We start from the raw sequence: 17,871 nt of genomic DNA, 5'->3' as shown, positions 1-17,871 counted from the left end.
CCGGAGCCTGTCTGGTTCCGGATGAACCTGACAGACTCGAAGGCCGCTTCAGGCCCGTGGCCGGAGGCTCAGGTCGCTGAGCACGGAGGTGGCGAGGCGGTCCGGCCCGATCTCGTGGGCGGAGTAGCCAACGAGGGCGGCGAGACTCTCGCGGGCCCGCCAGACGCGGCTCTTCACCGTGCCGATCTTGCAGCCCATCACCCTGGCGGCCTCGTCGTAGGTCATGTTGTCGATGGCCACCAGCGTCAGGGCCTGGCGCAGTGTCGTGGAGAGCCGCCCGATGGCAGCGTTGACGTCCTCAAGGTCGAGGACGGCGCCCTGCGCCGGCAGGGTCACCAGCTGCGCCGCGTAGCTGCCGTCGCTGTCCTCGACCTCGTGCACGCGCTTGCGCTGGCCGGAATAGAACGTGTTGCGCATGATGATGGTGAGCCAGCCGCACACGTTGGTGCCCGGCGTGAAGCTCTCGCGGTACATCCAGGCCCGCAGCATCGTGTCCTGGACCAGATCGTCGGCGCGCGCGGCGTCGCGGGTCAACGAGAGGGCGTATTTGCGCAGCCCCGGCGCATGGTCCCGGAGCCCCTGGCGGACCTCGGCCGTGAGAATCTCGCCGCGGGCGGCGAGCACCGCCTCGAGACGGGCGAGCAGCACCGCGAACCGGTCGGGCGGGTCGTCATCGAGGGAGGCATAGGCATCGCGCAGGTGCTGCCCGAGGGTTCGTCGGATCGACGGCGCCAGCGGGGGAGTGTTCTCGGGACGGAGGCGGGTCGACGCATCGGATCCAGATTGCGATGTCATCCAGTCACTTCTCATTCGGCCGGGAAGGGCATGAGCCCGATCCCCTCAGTCCGCCCGAGTGTGCAAAACGAGAGATTTATCCGCATCAACACAGGTTAATGGGAAGACCTTCAAAGATTTATGCGCGAAATCGTACGTTTACGTCTGGATCGAGAGACAACCCGGCAAAAGTCTTCTCGAGAAGATACATGATAGCAAGACGCAAAGAGCCCGCCACGGCCATTGCCGGGCGGGCCGAGTCCTGGGAGGCGTGTCCTGGGAGGCGAGTCCCGGGAGGAACGCGTGATGCGTCGTTCTTCAACCCTGCAGGAGAGCAAGTGTTCACTGCCGCACGTCCGCGACAGGGCGATGTCACGCGTCCATCGGCCGAAGCCGGACCTGGCCTGATCGACGGTGCAGGCGCCCCGGTGCGTCGCGGCATTCGACAGCCCCCCCCTCCGGGTCAGGCGCCCTCGATCAGGCGGAGATATTCGGCTTCGGGTACGCCGTAACTGCCCCCCGCCACGGCCAGCAGGCCGGTCCGGTCGAGAACCCCGATCCGCCCGCGACGTGCCTTGATCAGGCGGTTGCCCTCCAGGAGCTGCAGGGCGAGGGTCACCGTCGTGCGCTGGACGCCGAGCATGAAGGACAGGAAGTCATGGGTCACGGTGAGTTCGTCGCCGATGACCCGGTCGTGGCACATGAGCAGCCAGCGGGCGAGCCGGACCTCGATGTTGTAGCTCGCGTTGGCGAACGCGGTCTGCGCCGTTTGGACCAGGAGGGTCTGGACGAACCGCAGCAGCAGGTTGCGCAGCGTGAGGCTCTCCTCGGTGGCGGCCATCAGCACGGCGGCGTCGATGGCCAGCATCTCGCCCGCGTTCTGGACGAAGTGGTCGTAGGGCGTGCGGTCACTCCCCAGCAGCACCGGTGCGGCACCGACCACGCCCTCGGGCCCGATGATGCCCACCTCGACCCTGCTCGTCCCGGAGGTCGTGATCGACGCGTAGCCGGCCTCCGGGAAGTAGAGGTCCTGAATCGGTCGATGCGGATAAATCAGGCCTTGGCGCAGCTCCGTCGTCATCGCGCGCAGGTGCGGCTGAAGCAACCGATAGTCACCTGGCGAGAGACGTTTGAGCAAGCGGTTACGGACGGCAGATTGCTCTAGCAGCGACACGGGCCTGTCCCTTGGGGCAAGAGCACAAATAGTCTCTCACGGACCCATATTCAGGAATATATACAAGCGATTTTGCGACTATCTGTACGATGCGAGACAAAGGCAAGCCCGCCAGGAGATCTGTCGGGTAGACGACATTCCTCCAATGTCGGGCACAACACCAAAGGCGTCGTGCCCTGTCCGACATGCTTCCTTGGGATTTATGAACGCTGCGGTTCGGGGAATATCGCAACAAACCGAGGGTCCTGGCCGTAGTGACGCAAGGGTTCGGCCGTTCTCGGCCGATGATCCTGCGAGCACGGCTCGGTTGGTCCACGCGCAGGCGGAGCAGCCCGGACTCGGTCGGGGGAGGGGTACGACACCGTGACGGGTTGGGTGAACGCGAGAGGGTGCGATCGCGCGCGGCGACAGGCACCGGAGCGGTGTCGATGACGGCGTCGCACTCCGATCCGGATTTGCCGCATCACCTAACCCTGCACGATGACGACGATGTGATGATTCCGCTGATCCGGAAGCTGGAGCGGTTCGGGCCGGTATCGACCGAAGATCGCGCGATCCTGACGCGGCTCTGTGGAGCCATCACGCTCGTCGGACCGCGCATGGAGATCGTGCGGGAGGGTGAGCGTCCCGACGGCGTCCATGTGCTCCTCGAAGGCATGGCCTGCCGGCGCAAGCTGCGGGCCAACGGAACCCGGCAGATCCTCGCCTATCTGGTCCCGGGCGATTTCTGCGACCTCGATACCGGCCTGCTCGACCGCCGGGACCACGCGATCACGAGCCTTTCGGCCTGCCGCTTCACGCGCATGGGTTTCGCGCCCCTCGGGAACCTCGTCCGGGAGCAGGCCACGCTGGTCACGACCCTGCGTCGGGCGAACCTCGTGGACGACGCGATCCTGCGCGAGTGGATCGTGAATCTCGGCTCCCGCTCGGCCATCGAGCGGATCGCACATCTGTTTCTCGAATTGCTGATGCGCCTGCGGGCCGTCGGACTGGTGCGGGGCGACGGCTACGATCTTCCGGTGTCCCAGCTCGATCTGGCGGATGCGACCGGCCTCGCGAGCGTGCACGTCAATCGCACGCTCCAGGATCTGAAGCGCCAGGGGTTGATCGAGCTGCGTTCGCGCATCCTGACGATCCGGAACGTCCAGCGGCTGACGAGCCTGGCCGGCTTCGATCCCCGTTACCTGTCGCTGGATCCCATGGCGTCCCGCTAGGGCGCATCCCGGTCGGCGACCCGAGTCAAGGATCTCTCGCCAAACGGGCCCCGAAACGCCTTACGCGATCGGACGGGCGACCGGGTGAGCCGCGCGGATCTCCTCGGGAAGCGCCTGAAAGTCGATGTAACCGGCTTCGCGCGCCATCGCATCGAGAGCGGACACTTCGTCGAGCGCGCTGCCGGTCCAGAGGACGGCGCCATTCGACTGCTGACGGACCTCGAAGATGCTCATGGTTCGTTAACCCTCGACCGGAAAAGGTCTATGATTGTCCTAACGTGACGGCTGGCAAAATGTTGCCGATCCTCGCACCGAGCGGGGTCGATGTCCCGGCGACCCGGACATCGCCCGAGAGGTGTGCCATGAATTTGCCGGTCTCGCCCCGCAAGCCCGTACTTCCCACCCGCGTCGAGTGCCCTGCCATGCGCCCCCCTCGGCCCGTGCCGTTCGGACACCGGTTTCGTTTCGCCCTCGCGGTGCTGGCCGGCGCCGCGTCGCTCGCCCCCGTCGCCCGCGCCGCGGAGCCGGCGGCGGTTCCCGATCCGGCCGCCGTCGCACCCGCCGTGACGGTGGCATCGGCCGTCGCCCGCGAGATCGTGGAGTTCGCTGTCGTGACCGGCACGCTGGTGCCCCGCGACGAGATCCTGGTGGCGCCCGAGATCGAGGGCCTTCGCATCACCGACCTGCTGGTGGAGGAGGGCGCCGGAGTCGCCCGGGGCCAGCCCCTGGCGCGGCTCTCCCTCGAGATGATCGTGACCCAGGAGGCGGCCAACGCCGCCGGCATCGCCAAGGCTCAGGCCGCGATCATCCAGGCCCGGAGCCAGATCGTGCAGGCCGAGGCGGCCCAGGTCGAGGCGAACCTTGCCCTCGAGCGCACGCGCAGCCTGATCCGCACCGGCAATGCCACGGCCGTGACCCTGGAGCAGCGCGTCTCCGCCGCCCAGGGCAACGAGGGCCGGCTCGCGGCCGCCCGGGGCGGACTTCAGCTGGCCGAGGCCGATCTGGCCACCGCGCGGGCCCAGAGCGCCGAGATTGCGTTGCGGCGTGCCCGAACCGAGATCCGCGCCCCCGAGGCCGGGATCGTCAGCCGACGCACCGCCCGGGTGGGGGCCACCGCGACCGCCGCCGGGGAGCCGATGTTCCGCCTGATCGCCCGGGGCGAGATCGAACTCGAAGGCGAGGTGCCGGAGGTATGGATGCCGCGGCTCCACGTCGGTGATCCGGCCCGCCTGGACTGGGACGAGGGGCGGACCCTGAAGGGGCGGGTGCGGCGCATCGATCCGGAGATCGATCGTACGACGCGCCTCGGACGCATCCGCATCGGCCTCGATCCCGATGCGAGCCTGCGCATCGGCGCCTTCGCCCGCGGCAAGGTCGAGGTCGCACGCCGCACCGGCGTCGCGGTGCCGCTCTCGGCGGTGCTCTACGGCGCCGATGGCGGCGCGAGCGTCTTCATCGTCGCCGGCGACCGCGTCGAGGCCCGCCGGATCGTGCCCGGCCTCGCCGCCGACGGCGTTCTGGAGGTTCGCTCCGGCGTGAAGGCGGGCGAGGTGGTGGTGGCCCGTGCCAGCAGCTTCCTGCGCGACGGCGATCGCGTCCGGCCCGTGGTTCCACCCATCAAGGCGGCCGAGGCCGCGACGCCTCCGGCGGCCGATGCCGCCTCCCGCTGATCGGACGATCCCATGCGCCTGAACATCTCGGCCTGGGCGATCCGCAAGCCGATCCCCTCCCTCGTCCTCTTCCTGGTGCTGGTGGTCCTCGGACTGGTCAGCTTCCGCGCGCTGCCGATCACGCGCTTTCCGAACATCGACATCCCCATCGTCTCCGTCCAGGTGCTGCAATCCGGGGCCGCGCCCTCGGAGCTGCAGACCCAGGTGACCAAGGTCGTCGAGGATGCGGTGGCGGGGGTGAAGGGCGTCAAGCACGTCATCTCGACGATCTCCGAGGGCGTCTCCAGCACCACGATCGAATTTCGCCTGGAGGTGAACAGCGACCGGGCGGTCAACGACGTCAAGGATGCCATCTCGAAAGTGCGGGTGAACCTGCCCCGCACCATCGAGGAGCCGATCATCAACCGCGTCGAGATCGCGGGCCTGCCGATCATGATCTACGGCGCCTCGGCGCCCGCGATGACGCCGGAGGACCTGTCCTGGCTCATCGACGACGTCATCGCGCGCCAGGTGCAGAGCGTGAAGGGCGTGGGCGGCGTCGAGCGTCTGGGCGGCGTCGCCCGCGAGGTCCGCGTGACGCTGAAGCCCGACCGCCTGCTGGCGCTCGGGATCACGGCCGCCGACGTCAACCGGCAGCTGCGGCTGACCGCCGCCGACATGGCCGGCGGCCGCGGCGAGCTCGGCGGGCAGGAGCAGTCCATCCGCACCCTGGCCGGCGCCGCGAGCCTCGACACCCTGGCCGAGACCTCGATCGTCGTGCCCGGCGGGCGCAAGGTCCGTCTCGACGAACTCGCCACCCTGGTCGACGGCTCGGAGGAGCCGCGCACCTTCGCGCGCTTCAACGGCGAGCCCGTGGTGGCCTTCGCGATCTCGCGCTCCACCGGTGCCAGCGACGCGGAGGTCGCCGTCGGCGTCGCCAAGCGCATCGCCGAACTCGGCACCCGCCATCCCGGTGTGCGCTTCGACCTGATCGACACCTCGGTCACCAACACGGTGGGCAATTACCACTCGGCGATGCTGTCCCTCGTGGAGGGGGCCGCCCTGGCGGTCATCGTGGTCTTCCTGTTCCTGCGGGACTGGCGTGCCACCCTGATCGCTTCGATCGCCCTGCCGCTCTCGGTGCTGCCGACCTTCTGGGTGATGAGCAGCCTCGGCTTCTCCCTGAACGCCGTCAGCCTGCTCGCCATCACGCTGGTCACCGGCATCCTCGTCGACGACGCCATCGTGGAGATCGAGAACATCGTCCGGCACATGCGCATGGGGAAATCCCCCTACCGCGCCGCCCTGGAGGCCGCCGACGAGATCGGCCTCGCCGTCATCGCCATCACGGCGACGATCATGGCGATCTTCGCCCCCGTCTCCTTCATGAGCGGCATCGCCGGGCAGTACTTCAAGCAGTTCGGGCTCACCATCGCGGCGGCGGTGTTCATGTCGCTCCTGGTGGCCCGCCTGATCACGCCCCTGCTCGCCGCCTATTTCCTGCGCGATCACGGCCCCGATCACACCCGCGAGGGCCCGGTGATGCGAGGCTACACCCGCGTGGTCGCCTGGTCGGTGCGCCACAAGTTCATCACCCTGGTGCTCGGGCTCGCCTGCTTCGCCGGGTCGATCCTGTCCACCGGGCTGCTGCCGGCGGGCTTTCTCCCCGCGGAGGACGCCGCCCGCACCATCTTCGTGGTGGAACTGCCGCCGGGGGCTCGCCTCGCCGACACCACGCAGGTGACGGACGCCCTCGTGGAGCGCGTCCGCGCCCTGCCGGAGGTGCGCAGCGTCTTCGTCGACGGCGGCCGGCAGCTGCCCGGGAAGAAGGAAGTCCGGCTCGCGACCTTCACCATCAATCTCACGCCGAAGAACACCCGCCATCGCACCCAGAAGCAGGTGGACATCGCCATCCGGGCGATCCTGCACGACGTGCCCGACATCCGGTTCTGGGCCCTGCGCGAGGGCGGCCAGCGCGACGTAACCCTGATCGTGTCCGGCCCCGACAAGGGGGGGGTGGCGGAGACGGCGGCCAAGCTCCAGCGAGAGGCCGCGGGCGTACCCCACCTGGTCAACGTGCTCTCGACGGCCCCCCTGGACCGCACCGAGATCCGCATCCGCCCGAAGGCCGGGGTCGCGGCCGATCTCGGCGTCACGACCGACCTCATCGCCGAGACCGTGCGGGTCGGCACGATCGGCGACATCGGCGCGAATCTGGCCAAGTTCAACACCATCGACCGCCAGGTGCCGATCCGGGTGCAGCTGCCGGAGCGCCTGCGCGGCGACCTCTCGCAGCTCGAAACCCTGAAGGTCCCGGTCAAGGGCGGCGCGGCCGTGCCGCTCTCCACCGTGGCCGATCTCAGCCTCGGGCGCGGCCCCACAGCCATCGACCGCTACGACCGGGCCATCCGGGTCGCCCTGGAGGCCGACATGGAGGGATCGGACGCCCTCGGCACCCTGATCGGCGCCGTCCTCGCCCTGCCCACCGCCAAGGACCTCCCGCCCGGCGTGACCATTCGCCAGACGGGCGACGCCGAGGTGATGGGCGAGGTCTTCGAGGGCTTCGCCCTCGCCATGGGCGCCGGCCTGATGATGGTGTTCGGCGTGCTGGTGCTGCTGTTCGGGAACTTTCTGCAGCCGCTGACCATCCTGTTCTCGCTGCCGCTCTCCATCGGCGGCGCGATCCTCGGCCTCCTGATCTTCAACAAGCCGATCTCGATGCCGGTGGTGATCGGCATCCTGATGCTGATGGGCGTCGTGACCAAGAACGCCATCATGCTGGTGGACTTCGCCGTCGAGGAGATGGCCCGCGGCGTCGACCGTGCCACCGCGATCATCGATGCCGGCCGCAAGCGCGCCCGGCCGATCGTGATGACCACCATCGCCATGGCGGCCGGCATGGTGCCCTCCGCCATGGCGCTGGGCATCGGCGGCGAGTTCCGCGCGCCCATGGCGATCGCGGTCATCGGCGGCCTGATCGTCTCCACGGGCCTTTCGCTGGTCTTCGTGCCGGCGATCTTCGTCCTGGTGGACGACCTGTCGCGCCTCTTCGTGCGGGTCTTCGGCCGCTTCGTCGGACGCGTGGACGAGCCGACGGAGGGCGCGTTCGCGCGGCCGCCGACCCATTCGGCCAACGACCCGAAGCCGATCCTGCCGCCGCGCATCGCGGCCGAATAAGCCGGCAGCAGGGGGGCGAAACGAAAAGGCCCGGACCTTTCGGTCCGGGCCTTTTCGTCGGCGGTCCTGGGCTCGCGCGCGCTCAGCCCTCGCTGCGGGCGGCCAGGCGGCTCGCGGCGAAACAGAGGCCGCCGGCGACGATGAAGAGCACCACGAAGGTCTTCACGGTGGCGTAGAACAGCGCCGGCTCGATGCCCGCATCCGTGTAGAGCACGGCGCAGATGGCGGTGATCGGCAGGAGCAGGAGGATCAGGAGGGGGGTCAGCGGGCTGTTCATGGGCGGGTCTCTCAACCTCTGTCGGACCCGGTTCACCGGTCCCTGTGGCGTTTGCTGCGCCTCTCATAGCATCGCCCCGCACCCGGCGCCAAGCTGGATCGGCCACGCTTTCCTGCGGTCGATGAGCCCGGATCAGGCCGGGATCCGCACCGTGGCGCGCAGGCCCCCGAGCGGGCTGTCGTGCAGGCTGACGTCGCCGCCATGGGCCCGGGCGATGTCGCGGGCGATGGAGAGCCCGAGGCCGGAGCCGCCCGCATCCTGGCGCGCATCGTCGAGGCGCACGAAGGGCTTGAACACCTCCTCGCGCTGATCGGGCGGGATGCCCGGGCCGTCGTCGTCGATGGAGACCAGGAAGGCCCTCGCCTCGCGCCGCCCCGTGATCGCGACGGTCTCGCCGTAGCGGGCCGCGTTGGCCGCGAGGTTGAACAGGCAGCGCCGCATGGCATCCGGCCGCAGGGTCAGCCGCGGATGGTCCTCGAGGTCCACCGCCTCCACATGGGCGCCGAGGCGCTCGACGTCGGTGCGCAGGTCCTCCAGGAGCGCGCGCATGTCGGTGGGCACCGCCACCTCGCCCGAATCGCCCCGGGCGAAGGCGAGGTAGGCCTCCAGCATGCGGCTCATCTCGTCGACGTCGCGCTGCAGGTCCTCGACCTCGGGGGTCTGCTCGACCAGGGCGAGGGAGAGCTTGAACCGCGTGATAATGGTGCGCAGGTCGTGGCTGACCCCGTTGAGCATCGTCGTGCGCTGCTCCATCGCCCGCTCGATGCGCCGCTTCATCTCGATGAAGGCGTGGCCGGCCTGGCGCACCTCGCGGGCCCCGCGGGGCCGGAACTCGATCTCACGGCCCTTGCCGAAGCTCTCGGCGACGGCGGCCAGCCGCAGGATCGGCTTGATCTGGTTGCGCAGGAACAGGATCGCGACGCCGAGCAGCACCAGGGACGAGCCGCTCATCCACAGGAGGAAGATGTGCGAATTCGAGGCGTAGGCCATGCTGCGCCGGGCGGTGACGCGCATCACGCCGTCGGGAATCGCGACCCGGATCTCGATGAGGCTGGAGCGGCCCACGGTGTCGATCCAGTAGGGCCGGCGGATCTGGCGCCGGATCTCCTCGGACAGGGCCTCGTCCAGGATCGAGAAGAAGGGCCGCGGCCCCGCCGGGGGGAGCTTGGCCCCCTTCAGGATGTCAACGTCGAGGTTGAGCCGGTCGTTGGCGATCCGGGTGAGGGTCTCGGAATCCTTGTCCTGCGGGTAGCTCTCGTAGATGTCGATCAGCGCGGCGACGTCGGCGGTGACGGCGGAGGAAAGGCGGCGCGTCACGAGCTGCCAGTGGCGCTCCATGAAGGTGTAGGCGATCACCGACTGGAGCAGCACCACCGGCGCGATGATGATGATGAGCGATCGGGCATAGAGGCCCTTGGGCAGCAGGTCACCGATGGCGCGGCTGACGATCCGCCACATCCGCCGTGGCCGGGGCAGGGCAGCGAGGCGGGTCGCCGTGCGCTGGAGCAGGCCGGTGCCGGCCATGGGCTCAGTCGACCGCGAGGCGGTAACCGACGCCCCGCACCGTCTGCAGGAACAGGGGATTGGCCGGATCGACCTCGGTCTTCCGGCGCAGGCGGTTGATCTGCACGTCGATGCTGCGCTCGGCGGCGAGGCCGCCGCTTCCGGCCAGGGCCTCCCGTTCCACGTTGCCGCCGGCGGCCTGGGCCAGGAGGGTGAGGATCTCGCGCTCGCGCTCGGTGATCCGGATCAGCTCGTCCGCGCGGCGCAATTCGCCCCGGTCGATCCGGTAGGCGAAGGGTCCGAAGGTCACGGTGTCGTGGCTCTGGGCACGGCCGCCGGCCTCGTTGCGCCGCTTGATGATGTTCGACAGGCGCAGGATCAGCTCGCGCGGCTCGAAGGGCTTGGGCAGATAGTCGTCGGCGCCGATCTCCAGGCCCATGACCCGGTCGTTGGGATTCGAGCGCGCGGTCAGCATCAGGATCGGCACGCGCGAGGTCTGGCGGACTTCCCGGGCATAATCGAAACCGCTCTCGCCGGGCATCATCACATCGAGCACCAGAGCATCGAAGACGAAGCACTGCGCCTTGGTGCGGGCCTCGGGCACGTTCCCGGCCGCGGTGACGCGGAAGCCCTGCTCGTAGAGGAAACGCGACAGCAGTTCCCGTACCCGGCGATCGTCGTCGACCACCAGGACGTGCGGCGCATGGTCGGGAAGATCGGCGGTCGGGCGCGCCCCGGGCGTGGCCATCAGGCGGCCTTGCCGGCGCGCCGGGACATCAGGCGCTGCACGGCCGCGCGCGCGTCGGGTTCGATCATGCCGAAGAGGAAGCTCTCGGCGGAGAGGGGAGCCTCGCCGCCGCGCTCCGATGCCGCGAGGGCGCGCGCCACCCGCCGGCTCTGGACCCGCATGAGGTCGCCGGCGAGGTCCGCCCCGGCCGCGGTGCAGAACAGCAGCCGCTGGCGCCGGTCGCTGGTACCGGTCTTCTGCGCGATGTAGCCCTGCTCGATCAAATCCTTCAGCACCCGATTCAGGCTCTGCTTGGTGATGCGCAGGATATCCAGGAGTTCGGCGATCGTAAGACCCGGATAGCGGTCGACGAAGTGCAGCACCCGGTGATGGGCCCGGCCGAAGCCGTACTGGGCCAGGATGCGGTCGGGGTCGCCGACGAAATCCCGGTAGGCGAAGAACAGAAGCTCGATGAGATCATCGCCGGAACCGGAGGACGGCAGCGGCGCGTCGGCGTCGGCATCTCGCATCGCGTGGGCAGTCACGTCTCGGGCGACCTCGATGTACGTCAGCGTTGTTGACATGTTCCAGCCCGGACGCGACCCGTCAAGCCTGGGATCAGAGGACGCATGACGGCACGCCGAGTCCCGTTCCCCCAATGAGAACAGCCGATCGCGAGAACCGCCTACGTATCCGAACCGCGCGAACCCGTGAGACAGATGACCACGGGACGACAGGCCTTATCGGGCGCAGGCGCAGGAACCCGCCGTTGAGCCTCGCGTTCACTAGAACATTTCGTGAACCAGAGGATCCGAACATGGCCAGCACCCAGGCGAACAAGACCCAGGCATCCAAGTCCGACCCATCGAAGTCCGACTCATCGAAGTCCGACACGTCCAAGTCTGACGCTTCGAAAGCTCACGAGAACCCCAAGACCGATCCGAAGGATGTCTCGAACCAGATCAAGGATCCGAGCGAGTGGACCACCGGCGGCGAGCCGATGACCGGCGCGCAAGCGTCCTACCTCAAGACCTTGTCCGAAGAGGCGAAGGACCCGGACGCGTTCGACCCCGATCTCGACAAGGCCGAGGCATCCCAGCGGATCGATGCCCTGCGCAAGGAATCCGGCAAGGCCTGACCGTCGCCGCGGGGCCGGCCGGCTCGATCCGATGGCCTGGACGGGTCGGGCAAGCGTGAAAGACGGACCGGGGGCTGACGCGCCCGGCCCGTCGCATCGGCTCCCGTCCGGACTTCGACGATCCGTTTAAGTCCTCCGCAAGGAAGGTCGCGTAACGTTTCCCACGATCGACGTCCGCGAAAGATTCCCTGGGGCCATGACCGAACTGGATTGCGAACAGGCCAGGGGTCGGCGGAGATTTCCGGCGCGGCACGATCTGCAGATCCTGGCCCGCCGCTTCCTCGAAGACAGGTCCGGATCGACGGCCCTCGAGTACGGCCTGATCATGGCCATGGTCTTTCTGGCGATCGTGACCGCGATGCGGTACTTCGCCGACCAGACGACCGCGATGTACAACTATATCGGCGCTGCCCTCAACCGATCATCCTGAGTCCGAGCCTGTTTCGTCGCCGTGCATCCGCGTGACCATTCGGCGGATGTGACCCAGTCTCGGACGCGTTCGGTCCGCGAGCGCTCCGCAGTCCGAACGATCCCCGGCGCTGCATCGACGTAGAACACCGGGCCGGAAGCCGGCGGTCCCCGGGACGCCGTCCGCCCCCGCTTCGCGAAACAGGACGGCGGACGCGCGCCGCGACGCCGCCCACGCTTCGGCTGAACGGCGAGCCCCACCGGGCCCGTTTCGTCGCGGCGGCAATGACGACCTTTCGCTCCTTCCCGGCGCCGACGCAGCGACCGGCCCTCGCGCATCGATCGCGCAAACGGGTGGCACCCCGGCGCCATTGTCATGGTCAGCCTTCGGACGTCGATTGCGGTCACCGTCGCGCCGGATGATCGTTCACGTTCACGTCAATGATCCGGATATACCAGATATTCGCCAGGCTTCATCGGAACTCGCCGTCACGGAGGCCGGTTACGGCGGGACTTGATTTGAGCGGATGGGAGTCCCGGTGACACTCGGCGTCGACAGGCATGAACTCCAGCAGATCGTGGCCGGACTGAGCGAGGGCGTGATCCTGGTCGAGCCCGACCAGACCATCGCCTACGCCAATGCGGCGGCGCTGGCCATGCATGGGGCCGAGAGCCTGGAGGAACTCGGCGGAACGGTGGATGCCTACCGCGAGCGCTTCGCCCTGCGCTACCGCAACAACCATGCCCTCAACCAGTATCCGATGGAGCGCGTCGTCTCGGGCGAGCGCTTCCACGACGTCATCGTCGAGGTCACGCGCACCGATCGACCCGATGCCGACTTCGTCCACTCGCTGCGCAGCCTGGTTGCGACCGACCGCGAGGGCCAGCCGAGCTGCCTCGCCCTTATCCTCAAGGACGTCTCCGACCAGTTCGAGGCCGAGGCGCGCTTCGAGGCGACCTTCAACGCCAACCCCGCACCCGCCGTGATCTGCCGACTCGCGGACCTGCGCTTCGTCAAGGTCAACCTCGGCTTCCTGGAGATGACCGGCTTCACCCGCGAGGCCGTCATCGGCCGCAGCGTCTACGAGGTCGACGTCCTGGCCAATGCCCGCAACCTGGACCTGGCGATCGATCGTCTCAACAGCGGCGGCACCATACCGCAGATGGAAGCCTGCCTCGACCTGCCCGACGGCGGCACCCGCTTCGTCATCGTGGCCGGGCAACCGATGGAACTCGGCGAAGAGCGCTGCATGCTCTTCACCTTCGCCGACCTCGAACTGCGGCGCAAGGCCGAGACCGCCCTGCGCCAGAGCGAGGAGCGCTTCGCCAAGGCGTTCCGCCTCACCCCCGTGCCAACCCTGCTGGCCCGCGCTGAAGGTCTGGCGATCACCGGCGTGAACGAGGCCTTCAGCCGCGTCTTCGGCTTCGGTTCTGAGACGGTCACCGGCCGCACGCCGGCCGATCTCGACCTTTGGGTCTCAGAGCCGCAGCGCGACCGTTTCGAGACGGCCCTGGCGCGCACCGGCTGCGTGATGGAACTGGAGGTCTGCCTGCGTCATGAGGACGGGAGTAACCTCGATTGCCTGGTCTCGGCCGAGCGGGTCGAGATCGGCGCGGAGGCCTTCGTCCTCCTGGTGCTGCAGGACATCACTGAGCGCAAGCGGAGCGAGCGTGAGCTGTTCGAGGCGATCGAGGCGGTGATGGCCGACACCTCTTGGTTCAGCCGCGGACTGATCGAGAAGCTGGCCCACCTGCGCCAGCCCGGCGCGGGCCATCAGGATGCGGTCTCGCCCAACATGACGGTGCGCGAGCGCCAGATCCTGGACCTGATCTGCGCCGGGCTCTCGGACGAGGTCATCGCCAAACGACTGAACCTGTCCAAGAACACCGTGCGCAACCACGCGGCGGCCCTCTACCGGAAGCTCGACGTGCACAAGCGTACCGAGGCCATAGTCTGGGGCCGCAACAACGGCTTCCCGACAGCGTCGTCCGGGTAAAAAATCCTGGATTACCGGTACATTTTCACTATTGAAGCAGCGGTCCGAGGGGCCATCTCACGAACCAGGGACGACGGGCCGAGGGTTCCACCGCCGAACTTCACCCTCCGCCGGATCGGTGCCCATCCAGCCGGGAGCTTCGACTTGACCGCTCTCAGATCGCCAGCCTGCGCTCTGCCGGAGCCCGACGTCCACCGGGGCTGGGTCAAGGCGACAGGCGGCGAACGGATCGGCGAACGGCAGGTCGGGACGGGGAACCCCACCCGGGCCGACACCAGGCCGGGATCGGCCCGGCGTTAGCCTCCGCGAGACCGGCGACGGCGTTCTTCGCCGCTCTCACCGGCAACACACCCACAACTCCGCGCCACGAAGCGCGCGCAGCAAGGACAACCATCATGGTCGACACGGATCGCATCACGGGCGCCGCCAAGGAGCTCGGCGGCAAGGTTCAGGGAACGGTRGGCGATCTCACCGGCTCGAAGCGGGACTCGCTCGAGGGCCGTGCCCGCGAGGCGCAAGGCGCCGCCGAGACCCTCTACGGCCAGGCCAAGGACACCGTCCGCGACGCCGCCGAGCACGTGGCCGACACCGCTCGCGAGATCGGCGGCAGGGGTCGCGACACGGTCGGCAACCTGATCGACTCCGACNGGCGATCTCACCGGCTCGAAGCGGGACTCGCTCGAGGGCCGTGCCCGCGAGGCGCAAGGCGCCGCCGAGACCCTCTACGGCCAGGCCAAGGACACCGTCCGCGACGCCGCCGAGCACGTGGCCGACACCGCTCGCGAGATCGGCGGCAGGGTTCGCGACACGGTCGGCAACCTGATCGACTCCGACGACGTCGAGGACCGCGCGCGCCGCGCCCAGGGGGCAGCCGGCGACACATACGACCGCGCCGAGCGGTCCGTGCGCCGGGCCGGCCGCGAGGCCTACGACCGGGCCGAGGACGCCTACGAGACCGGCGGCMGCTCTCTGCGCCAGGGCGGGCGCGAGGTGAGCCACCAAGTCGCCGAGCATCCCGTGGCCGCCCTGCTGGTGGCCGGCCTYCTCGGCTACGGCCTCGGCCTSCTCATYCACGGCCGCGACTGATCCGCAGAGCCGCGACAGATCGATCCCACCGCGCCGGGACTGCGCGGTGGGATCGGCGAACACCCCCGACTGACCCCTCGAACGACCGAACGTCTCGGACGACCGACCACCCGGAGTAMCTATCCCGTGTCCAMTTCCCCCCTTCTCGCGACCCCGGCCGTCTCGGCCGACACCCGTACCGTCCTGCTGAACCAGGTCTCCTGGGGCGCCATCTTCGCCGGCGCCGTCACCGCSCTGGTGACCCAGGTCATCCTCAACATGGTCGGGGTGGGCGTCGGCCTGTCCAGCGTCGGACCCGTGGCCGCCGACAACCCGGCCGCCTCGACGCTCTCGATGGGCGCCGGCCTCTGGTTCGTGGGCTCGGGCGTGGTCGCTTCCCTGGCGGGCGGCCTCATCGCCGCTGGTGACCCAGGTCATCCTCAACATGGTCGGGGTGGGCGTCGGCCTGTCCAGCGTCGGACCCGTGGCCGCCGACAACCCGGCCGCCTCGACGCTCTCGCTGAGCGCCGGCCTCTGGTTCGTGGGCTCGGGCGTGGTCGCTTCCCTGGCCGGCGGCCTCATCGCCGGGCGCCTCTCGGGCAAGCCCGTCACGGGCGCGGCCGGCCTGCACGGGCTGGTCTCCTGGGCGGTGACCACCCTGGTGGTGCTCTACCTCCTGACCTCGGCCGCCGGCGGCCTCATCGGGGGCGCCTTCTCGGGCGTGACCAGCACGCTGGGCGGGGCCGGCTCGCTGGTGGGCGGCACGGTGCAGACCGCCGCGCAGGCCGCGGCTCCGTCGCTGTCGAAGATCTCCAACCCCCTGGACGGCATCGAGCAGTCGGTGCGCAACCAGGCGGCCGGCCAGGACCCGCAGGCGGCCAAGGACGCCGCCGTGGCCGCCATCCGGGCGCTGTTCACCGGTGACCCGGCCCAGAAGGCCCAGGCCGAGACCCGCGCGGCCGACGCCCTGGCCAAGGCCCAGGGCATCCCGGTCGACCAGGCCAAGGCCCAGATCCAGGACTACCGCGCTCGCCGGCTTCCTCGGCGGACGCCTCGGCGCTCCCAAGCGCCACACCCTCGCCGACAGCGTCGACGCCCGCCGCGTCTGAACGGACGGGGCTGACCGACGCCGGCCAGCCCCGCCCCCCTCCGATCGGGCGTCCCCGTCAGGCACGCACCGTGCCTCGGGGTCTCCTGCCGCCGACGTGTCCTTGCCTCCGCGACAGGCCACCGTTGCCGCCTAAGCCGCTGGCCCGCGATAGCCTGTTCGCTGCACTTCGAGATGCCGGATCGGAGGCGCCGGGCGGCACGGTGGACATCGGCCGCCGGTCTGTTCGCCGGGCGAGGCCCCGCCAACGCAAGTGGTACGGTACGGATGCCTCGCCAGCCGGATTCGAGAGCAAGGATCGGGATGCGGCTCCGGGGATTTCAGGGCAGGACAGGCTGCGACGCGGCCGCGACAAGCGGGGGCCGCCCCTCGACGACGGAGGACGTTTCCCCATGCGGCGCGCTGACACCCATCCGGAGTGGGACGACCCGAGCGCCCCCGATGACGCGGACGCGCAGCGATGGGCCGCGCTCATTGCCCGCGACGCGCGGGCCGACGGCACCTTCGTCTACGCCGTTCGCACCACCGGCGTGTATTGTCGCCCCAGTTGCCCCTCCCGCGCGGCCAACCCGGAGAACGTGAGCTTCCACGCCACCTGCGACGCAGCCGAGGCCGCGGGCTTCCGCCCGTGCCGGCGCTGTCGGCCCAACGACGTGACCCTGGCCGAACGGCACGCCGCGGCCATCGTCCGGGCCTGCCGCCTGATCGAGGCGGCCGAGACCATGCCGACACTCGAAGGCCTCGCCGCGGAAGCGGGCCTGAGCGCCTTCCACTTCCACCGCGTCTTCCGAAGGGTCACCGGCATCACGCCGAAGGCTTACGCGACGGCCAAGCGGGCCGAGCGCGTGGCGCAGCGCCTGCCCGAGGCCGGGACGGTGACCGAAGCGGTCTTCGCGGCCGGCTTCAACGCGTCGAGCCGCTTCTACGCTGAAGGCCCGGATCGGCTCGGGATGCGCCCATCGGCCTATCGCACGGGAGGCGCCGGGACGGCGATCCGCTTCGCGGTGGCCGCGTGCTCCCTCGGCGCGCTCCTGGTGGCGGCGACCCCCAAGGGCCTCTGCGCGATTCTCCTGGGCGACGATCCCGACGCCCTGGTCCGCGATCTCCAGGACCGCTTCCCCAGGGCCGACCTGGCGCCCGGCGATCCAGCCTTCGACGGGTGGGTGGCGACAGTCGTCGGTTTCGTCGAGGCGCCGGGCCGCGGCCTCGACCTGCCCCTCGACATCGGCGGCACCATCTTCCAGCAGCGGGTTTGGGCCGCCCTTCGCGCCGTCCCGATCGGCACCACGACGACCTACGGCGCGATCGCCCAGGCCATCGGCGCCCCGACATCCATGCGGGCCGTGGCCCAGGCCTGCGGCGCCAACCGGCTGGCGGTCGCCATCCCGTGCCACCGGGTGGTCCGCGCGGACGGGTCGCTCTCCGGTTATCGCTGGGGCGTCGCGCGCAAGCGCCAGCTCCTCGACCGCGAGGCGGATGCGCGCTGAGGGTCTCGCCCACGCCTGACGGTTTGAGAGAGCAGGTTCGCCGTGTCGGGTTCGACGTGGCATGGGAGCCACAGGTCACGACCACAGGGTGTCCGACCCGTCGCGCCCCCTCGGTCCACGGGGTAGAAGCGACCTCGGCATTCCCGGACGCGCGATGCGCATGAATGGACGTC

15 protein-coding genes and 3 pseudogenes are annotated in these 17,871 nt (G+C 69.4%); 11 read left to right on the top strand and 7 right to left on the bottom strand.

What is annotated here, in order from left to right; all coding sequences use genetic code 11:
* Positions 1 to 48: 48 nt before the first annotated feature.
* Both ASF41_RS18570 and ASF41_RS18565 read right to left on the bottom strand, forming a co-directional pair.
* Entirely contained in the window at positions 49 to 795 is a 747-nt protein-coding gene (locus ASF41_RS18570) for a sigma-70 family RNA polymerase sigma factor (RefSeq protein WP_056495764.1), read from the bottom strand.
* A gap of 442 nt (positions 796 to 1,237) precedes the next feature.
* A complete protein-coding gene (locus ASF41_RS18565; RefSeq protein WP_056274658.1) occupies positions 1,238 to 1,948 on the bottom strand; it encodes a Crp/Fnr family transcriptional regulator in 711 nt (236 codons plus the stop codon).
* 284 nt (positions 1,949 to 2,232) lie between these two features.
* Here ASF41_RS18565 and ASF41_RS18560 point away from each other — a divergent pair, with 284 nt between their 5' ends.
* Complete coding sequence (locus tag ASF41_RS18560) at positions 2,233 to 3,162, top strand: Crp/Fnr family transcriptional regulator (protein ID WP_244479704.1); 930 nt, start codon at positions 2,233 to 2,235, stop codon at positions 3,160 to 3,162.
* Between the two features lie 60 nt (positions 3,163 to 3,222).
* On the opposite strand, the gene ASF41_RS25720 is transcribed toward ASF41_RS18560, so the two are convergent.
* Entirely contained in the window at positions 3,223 to 3,396 is a 174-nt protein-coding gene (locus tag ASF41_RS25720; protein WP_181259671.1) for a hypothetical protein, read from the bottom strand.
* A 188-nt stretch (positions 3,397 to 3,584) separates the two neighbouring features.
* Between ASF41_RS25720 and ASF41_RS18555 the strand changes: the two genes are divergently transcribed.
* A complete protein-coding gene (locus ASF41_RS18555) occupies positions 3,585 to 4,832 on the top strand; it encodes an efflux RND transporter periplasmic adaptor subunit (RefSeq protein WP_056495761.1) in 1,248 nt (415 codons plus the stop codon).
* 12 nt (positions 4,833 to 4,844) lie between these two features.
* Positions 4,845 to 7,988 (top strand): efflux RND transporter permease subunit, encoded by a 3,144-nt coding sequence (locus ASF41_RS18550; protein ID WP_056495758.1) that lies wholly within the window; start codon positions 4,845 to 4,847, stop codon positions 7,986 to 7,988.
* An 82-nt stretch (positions 7,989 to 8,070) separates the two neighbouring features.
* Here ASF41_RS18550 and ASF41_RS18545 read toward each other — a convergent pair whose 3' ends face one another.
* The 4 genes from ASF41_RS18545 to ASF41_RS18530 all read right to left on the bottom strand — a co-directional run bounded on the left by ASF41_RS18545 (position 8,071) and on the right by ASF41_RS18530 (position 11,025).
* Complete coding sequence (locus ASF41_RS18545; protein ID WP_056213650.1) at positions 8,071 to 8,265, bottom strand: hypothetical protein; 195 nt, start codon at positions 8,263 to 8,265, stop codon at positions 8,071 to 8,073.
* A 132-nt stretch (positions 8,266 to 8,397) separates the two neighbouring features.
* Positions 8,398 to 9,789: an ATP-binding protein gene (locus ASF41_RS18540; RefSeq protein WP_056274663.1), complete on the bottom strand. Its 1,392-nt coding sequence runs from the start codon at positions 9,787 to 9,789 to the stop codon at positions 8,398 to 8,400.
* A 4-nt stretch (positions 9,790 to 9,793) separates the two neighbouring features.
* Positions 9,794 to 10,516: a response regulator gene (locus ASF41_RS18535; protein WP_056213646.1), complete on the bottom strand. Its 723-nt coding sequence runs from the start codon at positions 10,514 to 10,516 to the stop codon at positions 9,794 to 9,796.
* Positions 10,516 to 11,025, bottom strand: coding sequence for a MarR family winged helix-turn-helix transcriptional regulator (locus tag ASF41_RS18530; protein ID WP_056213644.1), 510 nt, complete (start codon positions 11,023 to 11,025; stop codon positions 10,516 to 10,518). The genes ASF41_RS18535 and ASF41_RS18530 overlap by 1 nt, the downstream gene beginning before the upstream one ends.
* A 287-nt stretch (positions 11,026 to 11,312) precedes the next feature.
* Here ASF41_RS18530 and ASF41_RS18525 point away from each other — a divergent pair, with 287 nt between their 5' ends.
* The 8 genes and pseudogenes from ASF41_RS18525 to ada all read left to right on the top strand — a co-directional run bounded on the left by ASF41_RS18525 (position 11,313) and on the right by ada (position 17,698).
* Positions 11,313 to 11,633, top strand: coding sequence for a DUF3072 domain-containing protein (locus ASF41_RS18525; RefSeq protein WP_056495756.1), 321 nt, complete (start codon positions 11,313 to 11,315; stop codon positions 11,631 to 11,633).
* 196 nt (positions 11,634 to 11,829) lie between these two features.
* Entirely contained in the window at positions 11,830 to 12,063 is a 234-nt protein-coding gene (locus ASF41_RS18520) for a Flp family type IVb pilin (RefSeq protein ID WP_056274668.1), read from the top strand.
* A gap of 517 nt (positions 12,064 to 12,580) precedes the next feature.
* The gene (locus tag ASF41_RS18515) at positions 12,581 to 14,038 is read left to right on the top strand and encodes a helix-turn-helix transcriptional regulator (RefSeq protein ID WP_056496061.1); all 1,458 of its coding nucleotides are present in this window, start codon (positions 12,581 to 12,583) and stop codon (positions 14,036 to 14,038) included.
* A gap of 395 nt (positions 14,039 to 14,433) precedes the next feature.
* Positions 14,434 to 14,685, top strand: a pseudogene (locus ASF41_RS25170) (CsbD family protein); the annotation flags it as partial.
* A gap of 1 nt (position 14,686) precedes the next feature.
* A partial coding sequence (locus ASF41_RS25165; protein WP_244479703.1) for a CsbD family protein occupies positions 14,687 to 15,124 on the top strand: 438 nt, incomplete at its 5' end.
* 126 nt (positions 15,125 to 15,250) lie between these two features.
* Positions 15,251 to 15,355: pseudogene (locus tag ASF41_RS26700) on the top strand (PhnA-like protein); the annotation flags it as partial.
* Positions 15,356 to 15,520: 165 nt separating this feature from the next.
* Positions 15,521 to 16,212: pseudogene (locus tag ASF41_RS18500) on the top strand (PhnA-like protein); the annotation flags it as partial.
* A gap of 391 nt (positions 16,213 to 16,603) precedes the next feature.
* On the top strand, positions 16,604 to 17,698 hold the full coding sequence (gene ada / locus ASF41_RS18495) for a bifunctional DNA-binding transcriptional regulator/O6-methylguanine-DNA methyltransferase Ada (protein ID WP_056495746.1): 1,095 nt from the start codon (positions 16,604 to 16,606) through the stop codon (positions 17,696 to 17,698).
* The last annotated feature ends 173 nt before the right edge of the window (positions 17,699 to 17,871 follow it).

Source organism: Methylobacterium sp. Leaf111, from assembly GCF_001423285.1.
In the GTDB taxonomy this organism is placed as follows: Bacteria; Pseudomonadota; Alphaproteobacteria; order Rhizobiales; family Beijerinckiaceae; genus Methylobacterium.
The sequence above is the reverse complement of the archived record's forward strand: the minus strand, read 5'-3'. Positions and strand labels throughout refer to the sequence as shown.